The sequence below is a fragment of the Peptoniphilus equinus genome (genome assembly GCF_027921445.1).
Classification (GTDB): Bacteria; Bacillota; Clostridia; order Tissierellales; family Peptoniphilaceae; genus Peptoniphilus; species Peptoniphilus equinus.
Window position 1 is genome coordinate 580,295 of sequence record NZ_CP115667.1, and the last position, 15,579, is coordinate 595,873.

8 protein-coding genes are annotated in these 15,579 nt (G+C 49.1%); all 8 read left to right on the forward strand.

The window, feature by feature from the left end:
• Window position 1 precedes the first annotated feature (1 nt).
• Window positions 2-226: a DUF951 domain-containing protein gene (locus O6R05_RS02890; RefSeq protein ID WP_271192039.1), complete on the forward strand. Its 225-nt coding sequence runs from the start codon at window positions 2-4 to the stop codon at window positions 224-226.
• A gap of 373 nt (window positions 227-599) precedes the next feature.
• Window positions 600-1,760, forward strand: coding sequence for an ABC transporter substrate-binding protein (locus O6R05_RS02895; protein WP_271192040.1), 1,161 nt, complete (start codon window positions 600-602; stop codon window positions 1,758-1,760).
• Window positions 1,761-1,773: 13 nt separating this feature from the next.
• On the forward strand, window positions 1,774-2,646 hold the full coding sequence (locus tag O6R05_RS02900) for a branched-chain amino acid ABC transporter permease (RefSeq protein ID WP_271192041.1): 873 nt from the start codon (window positions 1,774-1,776) through the stop codon (window positions 2,644-2,646).
• On the forward strand, window positions 2,646-3,626 hold the full coding sequence (locus O6R05_RS02905; RefSeq protein WP_271192042.1) for a branched-chain amino acid ABC transporter permease: 981 nt from the start codon (window positions 2,646-2,648) through the stop codon (window positions 3,624-3,626). The genes O6R05_RS02900 and O6R05_RS02905 overlap by 1 nt, the downstream gene beginning before the upstream one ends.
• On the forward strand, window positions 3,619-4,383 hold the full coding sequence (locus O6R05_RS02910) for an ABC transporter ATP-binding protein (protein ID WP_271192043.1): 765 nt from the start codon (window positions 3,619-3,621) through the stop codon (window positions 4,381-4,383). Before O6R05_RS02905 ends, O6R05_RS02910 begins: the two co-directional genes overlap by 8 nt.
• 1 nt (window position 4,384) lies before the next feature.
• The gene (locus O6R05_RS02915) at window positions 4,385-5,089 is read left to right on the forward strand and encodes an ABC transporter ATP-binding protein (protein WP_271192044.1); all 705 of its coding nucleotides are present in this window, start codon (window positions 4,385-4,387) and stop codon (window positions 5,087-5,089) included.
• Window positions 5,090-5,905: 816 nt separating this feature from the next.
• The gene (locus tag O6R05_RS02920; RefSeq protein WP_271192045.1) at window positions 5,906-10,621 is read left to right on the forward strand and encodes a hypothetical protein; all 4,716 of its coding nucleotides are present in this window, start codon (window positions 5,906-5,908) and stop codon (window positions 10,619-10,621) included.
• 62 nt (window positions 10,622-10,683) lie between these two features.
• On the forward strand, window positions 10,684-15,519 hold the full coding sequence (locus tag O6R05_RS02925) for an S-layer homology domain-containing protein (protein ID WP_271192046.1): 4,836 nt from the start codon (window positions 10,684-10,686) through the stop codon (window positions 15,517-15,519).
• Window positions 15,520-15,579: the final 60 nt, after the last annotated feature.

Here is a 15,579-nt window from a genome sequence, read left to right on the forward strand (position 1 = left end):
CATGCTCTATTACGAACTCGGTGATGTGGTCACCTTAAAAAAAGGCCATCCCTGCGGTGAAAATAAATGGGAAATTGTACGTAAAGGCGCCGACATCAAATTGAAATGTCTCGGGTGCGAGCGTATGATTTGGATGGGCAGGATGGACTTTGAAAAGCGTGTGCGAAAAATTAAAGAGGGGGACAAATTTGTGAGCATTGTCCACCATCATCAGCCGGAGGAGTAACCTCCGGTTTTTTATGTTAAACAGCAGCTGTCCAAGTCTGTGAAAGCTATAATCGATAAAATATAGATGGATATTCATTAAAAGTATATCTGGTACAACAATTTAAGTATCACAAAAAGTTACAGCATTAAAGCACTATATCACAAAATTAATTAAAATATCCTATTCAAAAAGTGGCAAATTTTTAACTCTCATCCGAAGAAATGCGAGATAAAATGCTTCAAGACGGCTTGTTTACTAGGTTTAAAGCGATTCCCAAAACCTTGGACTATAGATTTGTCAAGCCCGATGTTTTTAAAAATAATGTTTGAAATATCTTTGAAATCTTAGTATAGTATTAAAAATATTAATTAAATAGGAGGAATCATATCTTATGAAGCAATTTAAATTCGTACCCGTTGTCGCATTAGCGGCGAGTTTATTTCTCACAGCCTGCGGATCCGATGCAGGTAACAGCGCGGCTACCGAAGCAAGCGGCGACACCGTTAAAGTCGGCGCATTAGCACCGCTTACAGGTGATGTTGCTATCTACGGCCAAACCACGCTAAACGGTGAACAACTGGCAGTAAAAGAAATTAATGCGGCCGGCGGCATCAACGGTCAGCAAATTGAATTTATTGTGGAAGATGAAAAAGGGGATACCACAGAAGCAACCAACGCCTATACCAAACTTCAGGGCGAAGGCATTGTAGCTTTAGTTGGCGATGTTACCAGTAAACCTACTTTAGCGGTTGCCGATCTTGCCAATGAAGATGCTGTGCCGATGATCACCCCAACCGGTACGCAGTTTGATATCACCGCCGGCAAAGACCATGTCTTCCGTGTCTGCTTTACCGACCCGTTCCAAGGTTTAATGCTGGCACAATATGCCGATGAAAATCTGAGCGTATCCAAAGTTGCCATTTTGACCAACAACTCTTCCGACTACTCTCAAGGTGTGGCCAAAGCTTTCAAAGAAGAAGCTGAAAAACGCGGTCTGACTGTTGTGGCTGAAGAATCTTACGGCGATGCCGATACTGATTTCTCCGCACAGCTCACAAAGATTGCTGGTGTCGGCGCAGAAACCTTGGTAATTCCTGACTACTATCAAAAGATAGCACTCATCGCATCTCAAGCACGTGATGCCGGTGTCAACGCAACCTTTATCGGTCCTGACGGATGGGACGGCGTGGTCGAACAACTTGAAGGCAACACCGAAGTAGTTGACGGCGCATTGTTTACCAACCACTACTCTGTCAAAGACAGCGCGGAAAAGGTACAAAACTTCATTAATGCTTACAAAGCCGAATACAATGAAAATCCTTCAGCTTTCTCCGCATTGGGTTACGATGCCGTATATATGCTCAAACAAGCTATTGAAGAAGGCGGCAGCACAGAAAGCGATGCTATCGTCTCTGCATTGTCAGGCATTCAATTTGACGGCGTAACCGGTGCTCTTACCTTTGATGCCGATCACAACCCTGTTAAATCCGTATCCATTATTAAAATTGAAAATGGTGAATACAATCTCGATACAGTCTTAGCACCTAAATAAGACGAGGTGGGTCATGACCTTTCTTTTACAACTTTTAAACGGCTTGCAATTAGGCAGTATCTTTGCTCTGATTGCCCTTGGATATACCATGGTTTATGGTATATCCAAGCTTATTAATTTTGCACACGGCGACATACTGATGTGGGGTGGTTACATTATTTATTTCACCATCCCATTTTTTATCAGTATGGGGTTGCCGCTGTGGCTCAGTGTCGTGCCGGCCATTCTCTTTTGTATGGCATTGGGCGGCGTCATTGAAAAAATTGCCTATAAGCCGTTGAGAAACTCGCCGCGGATCGCATCGTTGATCACGGCCATAGGCGTGAGCTTGCTCCTTCAAAACATCGTCATGAAGTACATCGGCACCGGAGCGCTCACCATTCCTAAAATTTTTAAAGCCAATCCCAATTTGCCGGTGAGTGTGAACTTTATTATCACCGTCGTCACGACCGCCGTCCTCCTGACACTGCTCATGCTCTATATGAATAAGTCCAAGTACGGCAAAGCCATTTTGGCCACCAGTGAAGACTATGATGCTGCACGTCTGGTGGGGATCAACGTCAATACGTCCATTTCCCTCACCTTTGTCATCGGCAGTGCCGTAGCGGCGGTGGGAAGTTTACTCTATGTGGCACAATATGCTCAAATTACACCGACCATGGGATCTATGCTCGGGATTAAAGCTTTCGTTGCGGCCGTACTTGGCGGCATCGGTTCGATTCCCGGAGCAGTTCTCGGCGGATTTTTGCTGGGCATTGTAGAAAATCTCACTCGAGCTTATATCTCCAGTCAATTGGCGGACGCCTTTGTCTTCGGGATATTAGTCGTCGTACTCTTAGTGAAGCCGACGGGGATTTTCGGAAAGACTATGAAGGAAAAAGTGTGATGAAACGACTGAAAAAACAATCTTATATTTTCTCTGCGGTGCTGATTGTGGCTCTTTTTGTTCTCGTCACACTCATCTCCACCACAGTCTTTAAACGCTATCATAATCAGCTGTTGGTATTGGTGTGCATCCACGTGGTGCTTGCCGTGGCACTGAATGTCACGGTGGGCTGTCTTGGGCAAATTCACTTGGGTCACGCCGGCTTTATGTCCCTGGGTGCGTACGCCGCAGGTCTCTTTGCCAAAAGTGGCATCATGGAACCGGGGATTGGTGAGTTTCTCGTAGGAACGGTCATTGCCTGTGTTGTCGCCGTTATCGTTGCCATTATTGTCGGCATTCCCGCCCTTCGCTTGAAGGGAGACTACCTTGCCATTATCACTCTGGCCTTTGGAGAAATTATTCGGGTGCTTATCGAGTACTTCGACTTCACCGGCGGAGCTCAAGGTCTGTCACAAATTCCGAGACTTTCCAATCCGCCGTTTTATCTTGCGCTGACCATCGTGTCCATCTTTATCATGTTCTCCGTCATGACCTCGCGTCACGGCCGTGTCGTGCTTGCCATCCGGGAAGACGAAATCGCCTCCGACGCCTGCGGTATTGACACCACCAAGGCCAAAGTTTTCGCTTTTGCTCTATCCGCTTGCTTTGCGGCAGTGGCAGGCAGTATGTACGCTCATCACATGGGGATTCTCTCGGCAAAACAATTTGACTACAACTACTCCATCAATATTTTAGTCATGGTTGTCTTAGGCGGCATGGGTTCCTTTACCGGCGCCATCGTCTCCGCTATCGGTCTGACCGTTGTGCCGGAATTGCTGCGTGAGTTTGAATCCTATCGTATGATTGTCTACTCTTTAGCCCTCATTCTCATTATGATTTTCAGACCACAAGGCCTGTTGGGTAGAAAAGAGTTCCAAGTATCAAAAATCATACAATACGTGACGTCCCGACTGGGCAGAAATGAGGTGGACCATGTCTGATGTCGTCTTGGAAGCACAACACATCGCCATTAACTTCGGCGGTCTCAAAGCCGTAAATGACTTCAATCTCACCTTGAGACAGGGTGAACTGGTGGGACTTATCGGCCCGAATGGCGCCGGCAAGACCACGGTGTTCAACATTCTCACCGGCGTCTATAAAGCCACGGAAGGTGACTATTTTGTCAATGGCGAAAAAATCAGTGACCCCACCACCTTTAAGCTCGTGCGCAAAGGTCTGGTGCGAACGTTTCAAAACATTCGCCTCTTTAACAAGATGAGCGTCCTTGAAAATATTCTCTGTGCGGAGAACTTCAATATGTCATACAGTAAATTGGAAGGGATCTTCCGTCTGCCTAAGTATTGGAGCGAAGAAAAGGCGGCCAGAGAACGGGCCATGGAACTGCTGTCCATTTTTAAACTGGATCAATACGCCAATCTCGACGCCGAAAGTCTGCCGTATGGCAAACAGCGTCAACTCGAAATTGTGCGCGCTCTTGCCAGCTCACCGAACATTCTTCTCCTGGACGAACCGGCAGCAGGGATGAATGAGCGGGAGACCAAAGAACTTATGGAGTCCATCGCCTTTATTCGGGAAAAGTTTAACCTGGCAATCTTTCTCATCGAGCACGATATGGATTTAGTCCTCGGGATCTGTGAAAAGCTTATCGTCCTCAACCACGGTGAAATCCTCGCACAGGGCGACCCGAAAGACGTCATTCAAAATCCGGCGGTTATTGAAGCCTATTTAGGAGGTTGATATGAGCTTACTTGAAGTCAGCAATTTAAGCGTGTACTACGGTCATATTCACGCCATAAAAACTGTCAGCCTTGTGGTGGAAGAGGGCGAGATCGTCTCTCTCATCGGCGCCAACGGCGCAGGTAAAACCACCACCCTTCAAACTATCAGCGGCATTGTGCCCTCATCCAGTGGCCATATCACCTTTAACGGGATGGACATCACCGCCATGCGAGCGCACACTATCGTCCAAAAAGGTATCAGTCAAGTGCCAGAGGGGCGGCGCGTGTTTAAACAGATGTCCGTGGAGGACAACTTAAAGCTCGGTGCATTCACCAAGCGGACGCTGAATGAAAAAGATTTGCAATTTATCTACAGTATCTTTCCTGTTCTTGAAGAGCGCAAACGTCAGGACGCCGGCACCCTTTCCGGCGGGGAACAACAGATGCTTGCCATGGGCAGAGCCATGATGGCACGGCCGAAGCTTCTGCTTTTAGATGAACCGTCCATGGGTCTGTCGCCCCTCTTTGTCAAAGAAATTTTTGCAACCATCAACAAGCTTCATGAGTGGGGGACCACTATTCTTCTTGTAGAACAAAACGCTAAGATGGCGCTTGAAATTTCCGATCGAGCCTACGTACTCCAGACCGGTGTCGTAGCCTTGGAGGGTGATGCCAAAGAACTGATGAATAAAGACGAAGTGAGAAAAGCCTACCTCGGAGGTTAAGCTGAGGGTAACATAAAGGTATTGAAAAAAGATGAACGACCCCTAAGGTGCATAGCCTTAGGGGTTTTTGCGTATCAAAGTGAAGTTTGAAGAGAAGGTCCCCTTAATGACAGCGTGACAAGATCTGAGCTAGCCTTATCTTCGAGTTGGTTAAAAAGAAGACCTGACAGAACGTTGCATGCTTTAAATCATAGAAAATAGAAAAAGAAAAACGGGCACAAAAACGTGCAAACGAATACAAAAACAAGGATGTACCGGGTGTTAGATTAGACGAATTGGAAGGATGATAGTCAATGTTGAAAAAATAAAAAGTGATGCATATGCCGTTAAGCGATATGCCTTTTAAAAAAGCATGAAAAGATTGTCGTCCTCATCTCTGAACATATTTTAACAAAAATGAGCATTTATTCATATTTGACCGACAAAAGAGCACACTTTAAATCATGAAAAATATAAATACAAAAAGCGGATACAATAATATGCAAACGTGTCTATAAATAGGACTATAAGGGATATGGACTTAGATAAGTTGAAAAAACTATATTCTAATATTAAATAATCAAAGTAGCATTAAATTAAGTTGAAATTTTAAAAAAAAAAAAAACAAAATACTGAAAATAAGGTGTATAGTGAGGGTGTGAACGTATATCGTTGTGTAACTGAAAAAAGGAGGGGTTGTTGATGATTGCCGATGGAGGTGACATGATGACAAGGTTTTCCATTAGATGTATGTATCGCGGGAAGCATGTAGTCAAAAAGGCAATCTATAGTAAATTAGAAGAATTTTGTTGATGGACTCAAAGAAAGGAGAGAATAATGAAGCAAAAGAAAGCACATCAATCGTGGCTTGCTTTACTTTTGGTTTTTGCCATGGTCTGGACCATGCTTCCTCTTCAGGCTTTCGCCGAGGTGCTCCCGGCGGACTGGAAAGAGGAAACGGAAAATACACTGTACTGGGACTTGGCACAAAAAAGCAAGCTCACTATTGTAGCTCAAGCAGAGGGGATAAAATCTCCGGGGCTTAACTACGAAGGGCTATACACCGCAGAGGACGGACGGGAAGTCATCAGACTGTCCTATAAACGCTTCCAAAATGTCGCTACAGCTGTGTGGGAGATTTTAGCGTTAAAGGTCGATCCGGCCCTCTATGACAAAGTTGACTGGACTCGCTCCGGAATGCCGCGTGGGGCCTACACCACAGGTGTCCACGATGCCTACACAGGACCGTTGACACAGTTTGCAGACGCGAGTCCGACCGACGTGGGCGGATCCTTTGTCAAGATTTTGGACATTGCGGCCAACGGCAACAATACAGGCGGTCACTCCAGAATGGCCACGCCGATTGATTTGGTATTAAAAGCAGGGCAAAGCGTCAAAGATTTGGATCAAAATCCGATCATTCAGATGCGTCTGTTGGATAAAAAATATCAACGTATTTATGTCAGAGCGGCGGCGGATAAAACTGCCTACAATTCCTACACGTTTATCACCATGGTGCCGGTCGACGGCGACTATTCCCAAGGATTGCTTCGAGATCCTAAAAGCCATGATTATCAAATTTACGGTTCTTCCATTTACAGCGTCTACAACCCTGTAGGCGATGACGATGGGCGCGGCGCCTACTTAGAAGTTTTCCATAAGATGCAAAAACCTGCGAACGGGGATAATGTGAAGGGCGAAGCTCTTGGTTACAGACAGGCTTTTGATGCACGGCTGATCGACGTACTTAGAGAGGTTGACGGCAATCCGAATGTTGATGGCGACGGTATGGTCGCTGAAGTCTTTATCGCAGGTTCAACCGATAAACCGTACAACAAAAATCGTGTACCTATCCTGGCACAAAATGTCAACCGCGTGGGCAACATCGGTGTGATTCAGGTAGCCGGTCAAAACTGGATAGACCGTCCGGATTCTGTAATCAGAACGCAAAAGACCACTCTTGATGTGGAAGATTCCGTGCTGCACGGCGGTACGACGGAACTTAATTCCGGGGTATCCACCGTGGTCAGATATTATGTGGATCCCGTCAAAATGGAAAATGCACTGGAAGGGGAAGGCATTACTTCCTTTGCCACCTACGGTGCGATGATTGTCAATAATACAGCGGGACTGACTGAGTTTACAGGCACAGCGGATCACGAGATGATTATATCTCAAGGGACCAAGGTCGACATCGTCTTTGACGGCCGTTTGGACAACATCAACGGACGGAATATCAATGACAGAAATATCATCTTAACTATCGGCGATGCACAATATGGGTTGGAATACCGTGAAGTGGATCAAGGTTCTATCAACTATACAGGACCGCCAACCGCCGGAATGCTCAAGCCTGACTCTGATTACAACAAGGTCTGGACGTGGACAGTGCCTATGGGCATTACCATTAAAGAGGGTACACCGCTCACCATCACCTCCATGGTCTCCGGCTCTCAAAGACCGACGAAGGCGACCATCACCGTTAACAACGGCAGCGGCGACACGATGGAGCTGATGAAGAATGCCGAAGACACCTACTATCCGAGAGTAATTTTATTCTCTGAAGCGTACCAGGCAGGTTCCGTGGTAAGAACGCAAAATCATCCAAATGTCTATGAAGTGTTTGATACCGATCAAAATATCAACGGACATTCTTATTATGACGGCGCCTTTGTGTCGTTATCGAGACAAGCGGACATGAGTGAGGCGTTAAAAGCAGTTACAGCAAGTGCTTTATCTCAGGTGGACAATGACGCTCTCATTAAAGACCAAGGTTATGCTTTCACATTCAGCTCAGCAGCTTTGGGCACACCGCTTGTCAAAGATATGCCGCTCTATTTCACCAACGAAGATTTCGTGCGGCTGCAGCTGGCTTCAAAATCGCCGGTTGTGGAACAGGTACAATCGAAAGTCAAATTTATGACCGACGATGTGAATTTTGTTGAAAAAATTGTACCGTTGAATGTCAACTACAGTTTTGGTGAGGACGGACTGAGCAACCCTGACTATGTCGCTAACGGTTTTGCAACCAAAGACGGAGCTCCTGAGCAACGAAAATTCGTCGATCACGAGGGTCAAATGGTACTTGCCGATCACGACGGCAATGCTCTGGAAGGCGACGCATTGACAGCACGTCAATATCCTGAGCCGTTACTGAGAAACGGGCAAAAGATTGTCGGTTACACGACGGTAAAACTTGAGCCGCAAGATGGCAAGAGCGTCGTTGAACAGTTCAATGCCTTGAAGGCTCAAGGGGATGAAGCGGGCTATGTACGCACTGCTGATGATTGGAATACCGCCGACGCCACGGCGATGATCTTTGATGAGTATTCACCTGTCACCTCAAGCAAAACCGTCTATGCCGTGTGGGATGACGCTCTGAAGGTCACCCTTCACGCTAACCTGCCGGATTTGGACGTGGTGCGTGAAATTTCCGTTTCGGAGACGAACTTTACCGCAGACGGCGCTGTGATCGATATGCCGTCGGTATATTACACCGCCGATGATCCGGGCGAACTGCAAAATGTGAAAAAAGACGGCTACACCTTTGTCGGCTGGTCCACATCGCCAAGCGGCAAGTTGAATCCGACGGGGGAACTGTTAAGCAAGGTCTTGGGACAATCCATTGTGGACTCAAGAATGCTGACTACAGCTCAGCTTACCAAAGGCAACACGGTGCTTCTACCTAATGACTACAACTTGAAGTTGGAAGGCACCTATCAAGAATGGTTGCAAAAAGACAATATCGACTTGTACGCTGTCTATGCACCGTTTATCGACATCACTCTCGACAAGAGCTACAAGAATTACGATGCCGCAAGTAAAACCTACTCTGATGCACCGATAGGCGATAAGGAACTGGTGATGGGACTTCTTTACAGAACAGCGGTCACCGAGTGGACCGATCCGACCATCAGTGATGCGGCGAACTATTTCACAGTCACTGAGAATACCAATCCGAACGATCCGGAGATTTTAAAATCCTACGATCCGCAAAATCCACAGACCTTAACATGGTCGCTCCCGGGTTATGACAAGCTGGGACAGCGTCTGAGCTATTCGGCAGTGGAAATGGCACCGGGCAGTGAAGCGAACTATGAAAACTTCCAAAGCGACTGGTCACTGCTTGGAATTCGTGTATTTAACAACTTACAACCGGACGGCGAGTTAGTTACCGACCCGGCGGCATGGGCTGATCCTGCCGGCACTCAAAAGATGGCGGCTAAATTGCAAACCGTATCTGTCGGCTCCGGCGATGACATCGATGCCTACACTTCAGCAACAATCCGTACCACCAACACTCAAGGGGACGGTACGTTTACAGGCTATTCCATCAATATGATCAATGTCGAAACCGAAGTGCCTGATCCGACAGCAGAGCCTGTGTATGACGGCGACAACACCTTTGTGTTGAATTATGACAACGCCAACGTCGATACCGTCAAAGTTGTGCTTCCTGGTGAAACGGAGACGGAGCTCACATTAAAGAAAAATGTCGCGGGCACAGACTTTTATATTGACGGTGTGAGCTCGGAAACTGTCAGCGTCAAATTGGACGGAGATAAACTGAATATTTCACTGGCTGATCCTGCGGTATTCCATAAAGATACGGTGATTAAGGTCACCAATTATATCGTGGATACGGCATCCAACGAAGTATCTTTCCCTGTACTCGAACGACTGAACGCCAACCCTGTTGTAGCTATGAGTCAAACGTTCAATACCGATCAAGGGGATGCTGTCATCACAGCGAAGATTCCGGGTGCGGTGCTGAACGAGCCGAAAGTCGGATCCGAATTTATTTTGGGGACGATGGTAGGCGGTGAATTTGTACCGGTTCCCGGCGTAACACCATATGTGATGAAACCGGGCGATGTACCGGGCACCGACATGACCTTTGTCATTCCGAAAGACGTGGCGGCCAACGGCGAGGCTTACTATATTCAAACGAAAGAAATTGAAAAGATTGATGTGGTCTCAACAGCCAGTGTCATCTTAGATACGTTAGCTCCGACAGTCTCCGGAGCCCTCGAGGATGAAACATTCCGACGCTATGTGGATTTGAGTGTGACGCTGGGCGAACTGCCTGAGGGCGGACGGATTGTGATTCAAGTCGGCGATGGCGAACCACAAGTGTTCACCACCACAGAAACTGCTGCCATGTTCCTCAATCTGGTTGGCAGAGCCGATCCGCTGGCACCTGTCACCATTACCGTGGAAGATGCTTTCGGCAATGGACAAACAGAAGAGGCAACGTACCAAGCAACCAAACAGCTTGAACTTATGGTCAGCCCGGTTTCCAAGGGTGCTCAATACGTCCGCATTCAAGGTGAAGCGGGAGCTGAGGTCGTCGTGGAAGTCTACACCGCAGGCACCAAAGTTGCGAGCGGTACAGCAATGATGAACGGCAGCACGACCAAAGTCAACTTGACTAAAGAAGGTGCAACAGGCAAGTATCGTCTGAAGAAAGGTGATAAAGTTGTCATTAACGGACAACTCACCAAAGACGACGGTCTGTACACCACCAATCCGTATGTTGTGTACGTGAAGTGAGGTAATGTAAATTAGGGGCGAGGGGATTTACCCCTCCACCTAAAGAAAGAGAAGGAGAGGCAATGAAAAAGAGAGTATTATCGTTACTTTTAGCTTTTCTCTTAGTCTTTACCGGAGGCGTGGATCAGCTGTTGGCTGTAGCCTTGCCGTTTGCTGACGATCAGCCGACTTTGGCTGACAATCAGCTGATGTTCCGAAGTGAGAAAGAGGAAATGCAAAAAGGCACAGACGGTCAAAACTATATTTTCAGTTTTCAACCGAATGCCGACTCTGGGCCAAGGAGAGTGAGACGAAGTCTGTTCGATCAACCTTTCTACGAGGACAGAGCGGCAGAAGACATGGGCGATCAACCTTTCTATGCCGACAGAGCGGCAGGAGATATGATCGACCAACCGTTTAACATTGTGATGGGCGGGGCCTCGGGACTTGACGGCGCACCGTTCAACTGGGATGTACTTCCTGAGGGATTGCGCGTTCAGGTAGGCTATTATGACAGTACCGGCCAACATCTCAGCAACGAAGCTGTTGTGTTCACAGAAGGTGACACGGCTCAAAAGGTCATTACCATGCCTGTACCGGCAGATGTGACTGACATTAACAGTTTCTTTTTGACCACCCCGATCAATGAAGATGTCAACATTCGAGCTTATGTCGACTCCAGTACCGGTATGGGTGGCAACCGAGAATACACCTTTACCCTTGAGTTGGTAGAAATCAACGATCCAACCATTAATGTGGTGTGGCAAGATGCAGAGGGTAACCTCATTGCCGGAAGTGACGGCGCATTTTTAACGGTGTATGTCGACGGCGAAGAGATTTCCGTGCCGGTACCTGCAAATAGCGGCGCTATCAATCTGCTGAACCAAACGGTGACAGAAGACGGCGAAGCGTATCCGCTTTTCTATAAAGACGGTTTTACCGAAGACTTCACCTTTACCGTCGAAGGCATGTCAGGTGACGGCAGCATCCAAGTGGGTACCAACTGGTACAACGCCGTCATCAATGAAAAAACGGTCACGTTCACAGCGCAAGCAAACGTCGTACCGCAACCCGGCACAGACAAACCCGACGTACCGGCAAACTACATCAGAGTAGAATTTTTACCGGGTGATAACGGCCTTATCAGTGCAGGCACCACCATCTATTGGGTCAACCCGGAAGTCGAAGTGGATTTGACCGGCAGTGCACCGACCGTCCTTGCCAACGACGGTTATGTTGCCACCGGCTGGGACACCAACTTAGTTGGGATCTTTGCAGTAGACACGAACATTACGGCGCAATACGTCGCCAAAATCGTGCCGACAGATCCGGACAATCCAAGTAATCCGCCATCTGACAGTCATCACCTGGCCGTCTTTGATGCCGGAGAAGGCAGCTTTGCAGACGGTGCCAAGAAAGTTGCTTTCTGGGTACACGAAGACACCACATTAGCAGAAGTCAAAGCCCAGGCAGCAGACAATCCAACCGCACCGACAGGCACGAACTTTGATGCATGGCAGGAGAACGGTGCGGTCGTCACCTTTGACACCGCCGTCTTTGGAAGTGGGGACAGAACCTTCACCGCGAGTTACGTAGCTCAATTGCCATCCGCCACACCGGTGATCACCGTACCGAGTGAAGGCGATACCACCATCACCGTCACCGCACCAAGCGGCGGGAACATGGTTGTGACGATTGACACCATCACCGTACCGGCGGAGAAGATCGTCGACAACGGTAACGGCACCTATACCGTGACCGTGGATACTGAGCTTATCAAAGGTCAAACTGTCGGCGCCACCTTCACTGAAAACGGCAAACTGCCAAGTGATGCCACACCGGTCACCGTTATCGGAAACGTCGTGCCACAAGAAGGTGAAGACAAACCGAACGTACCCGACAGCTACGTACAAGTCGACTTTGCAGCAGGCGACCACGGCAGCCTCACTGGGACCACCATCTATTGGGTGAACCCAACAGCCGTCGTCGATTTAACCAGCGTCGCACCGCAAGTCACCCCAGAAGAAGGCTACACCTTCACCGGGTGGGACAAAGCACTGAGCGGCACCTTCGGTACAGCAACCACCATCACTGCCCAGTACACGACCAACGTCGTGCCACAAGAAGGTGAAGACAAACCGAACGTACCCGACAGCTACGTACAAGTCGACTTTGCAGCAGGCGACCACGGCAGCCTCACTGGGACCACCATCTATTGGGTGAACCCAACAGCCGTCGTCGATTTAACCAGCGTCGCACCGCAAGTCACCCCAGAAGAAGGCTACACCTTCACCGGGTGGGACAAAGCACTGAGCGGCACCTTCGGTACAGCAACCACCATCACTGCCCAGTACACGACCAACGTCGTGCCACAAGAAGGTGAAGACAAACCGAACGTACCCGACAGCTACGTACAAGTCGACTTTGCAGCAGGCGACCACGGCAGCCTCACCGGGACCACCATCTATTGGGTGAACCCAACAGCCGTCGTCGATTTAACCAGCGTCGCACCGCAAGTCACCCCAGAAGAAGGCTACACCTTCACCGGGTGGGACAAAGCACTGAGCGGCACCTTCGGTACAGCAACCACCATCACCGCCCAGTACACGACCAACGTCGTGCCACAAGAAGGTGAAGACAAACCGAACGTACCCGACAGCTACGTACAAGTCGACTTTGCAGCAGGCGACCACGGCAGCCTCACCGGGACCACCATCTATTGGGTGAACCCAACAGCCGTCGTCGATTTAACCAGCGTCGCACCGCAAGTCACCCCAGAAGAAGGCTACACCTTCACCGGGTGGGACAAAGCACTGAGCGGCACCTTCGGTACAGCAACCACCATCACCGCCCAGTACACGACCAACGTCGTGCCACAAGAAGGTGAAGACAAACCGAACGTACCCGACAGCTACGTACAAGTCGACTTTGCAGCAGGCGACCACGGCAGCCTCACCGGGACCACCATCTATTGGGTGAACCCAACAGCCGTCGTCGATTTAACCAGCGTCGCACCGCAAGTCACCCCAGAAGAAGGCTACACCTTCACCGGGTGGGACAAAGCACTGAGCGGCACCTTCGGTACAGCAACCACCATCACTGCCCAGTACACGACCAACGTCGTGCCACAAGAAGGTGAAGACAAACCGAACGTACCCGACAGCTACGTACAAGTCGACTTTGCAGCAGGCGACCACGGCAGCCTCACTGGGACCACCATCTATTGGGTGAACCCAACAGCCGTCGTCGATTTAACCAGCGTCGCACCGCAAGTCACCCCAGAAGAAGGCTACACCTTCACCGGGTGGGACAAAGCACTGAGCGGCACCTTCGGTACAGCAACCACCATTACTGCACAATATGCTCTGGATAATGCCAGTGAATACGGCGTGACGTATCCACCAGTTGTCGTACCGACTACAGGTACAGTGAGCGTCGATCCGACCATCACCTACCCTGAAGGTACAACCACCTTACCGAACGGCACCGCATTCAGCATTGACCCAAGCTTCACCGCACCGGACGGTATCACCGTGACCATCGATGCAACCACCGGTGAGATCACCATCACTACCGACGGCGCAGACGAAACCACCGCACCGATCGACGTACCGGTCATCGTCACCTATCCGGATGACAGCAAGGACAATGGCGAGCTTGAGATTACGGTAAGAGATAGCTACACACTGCCTGAACCAACGCCAAACGTTGTGGAAGGCGTCGAAGAGAAAGGCGACAAGCCTGCGATTACTCCGGGCGAAGGTGTCACGATTCTCCCTAAAGATCCTCAAGATGATGAACATGGTATCGCTGTTGATGAAGACGGTAATATCATTGGCACTCCGAACGTAGACGATTGGGGCGACAAAGAAGACATCGAAGTCACCGTACCTGTAGATTTAGATACGGATGGAGACGGCGACGTCGATGAGACTGTTGATGTACCTGTTGTAATTCAACGAGATACAGATGGCGACGGTATTGCTGATGTTGTCGATCTGGATGATGACAATGACGGCATTAACGATAAGGATGAAGAAGCGGCCGGCCTTGATCCTAAGGATCCGGATTCCGATCATGACGGCATCAAAGACGGCGATGAAGACGAGGATCACGACGGTATCTTGAACAAAGATGAGTCGGATCCGAACGGCACCACCATTACCGACAAGAACGGTAACGGCATTGCCGATTTGATTGATCCGGCGGATCATGGCAATGACAATCCGCTCTTCCCATGGCTGGTTATCGGTCCAACGCAACCGGAAGCTAAAGAAGAACGCAGCACACACGTCGCGTATATCAACGGTTATCCGGATGGCAGTGTTCAACCTGACGGCAACATGACCCGTGCGGAAGCCGCTGCAATGTTGGCACGACTCAAAGGCTACACGATGACCAATGATGTGGCACCGAACTTCACTGACACGCCAAGCGACTGGTACAACACGGCGATCAACGCTGTCGTTGAACACGGCTTGATGAACGGTTATCCGGATGGCAGCTTCCATCCAAACGCACCGATCACACGAGCTGAATTTGCGAAGATGATTCAATCCATTGACCGAGCCAACAGCGGCGACGCACCATTTGCCGATGTGGAAAATCATTGGGGCGAAGCGGCTATTGATCAAGCTTACGGCAACGGTCGTATCGCCGGTTATCCGGACGGTACGTTCAAACCGGACAACAATATTACCCGTGCTGAAGCTGCGAAGATGTTGAATAGCCTGTTTGAGCGCATGGTTCGCGCAAGAGGTCTAGACGACGTCGCAGACGATGTACGCAACTTCAATGATCTTTACAACGGTCACTGGGGTTACTATGAGCTGGTTGAAGCGACCAATACTCACACGTATGTGCGAGTGGACAAGGGCGCTGTCGAAGAACTTTGGCGAGCTGTGTTAAACCAAAGATAACCTTTCATTGTAACGAGCTCTTGACAAGAGCAGTTCACTCAGTCTGTTGATAAAGAAAAA

Excerpts from the sequence above, each read along its gene's own strand:
- O6R05_RS02890 (WP_271192039.1), top strand. The coding sequence starts at position 2 with ATGCTCTATTACGAACTCGGTGATGTGGTCACCTTAAAAAAAGGCCAT.
- O6R05_RS02895 (WP_271192040.1), top strand. The coding sequence starts at position 600 with ATGAAGCAATTTAAATTCGTACCCGTTGTCGCATTAGCGGCGAGTTTA.
- O6R05_RS02900 (WP_271192041.1), top strand. The coding sequence starts at position 1,774 with ATGACCTTTCTTTTACAACTTTTAAACGGCTTGCAATTAGGCAGTATC.
- O6R05_RS02905 (WP_271192042.1), top strand. The coding sequence starts at position 2,646 with ATGAAACGACTGAAAAAACAATCTTATATTTTCTCTGCGGTGCTGATT.
- O6R05_RS02910 (WP_271192043.1), top strand. The coding sequence starts at position 3,619 with ATGTCTGATGTCGTCTTGGAAGCACAACACATCGCCATTAACTTCGGC.
- O6R05_RS02915 (WP_271192044.1), top strand. The coding sequence starts at position 4,385 with ATGAGCTTACTTGAAGTCAGCAATTTAAGCGTGTACTACGGTCATATT.
- O6R05_RS02920 (WP_271192045.1), top strand. The coding sequence starts at position 5,906 with ATGAAGCAAAAGAAAGCACATCAATCGTGGCTTGCTTTACTTTTGGTT.
- O6R05_RS02925 (WP_271192046.1), top strand. The coding sequence starts at position 10,684 with ATGAAAAAGAGAGTATTATCGTTACTTTTAGCTTTTCTCTTAGTCTTT.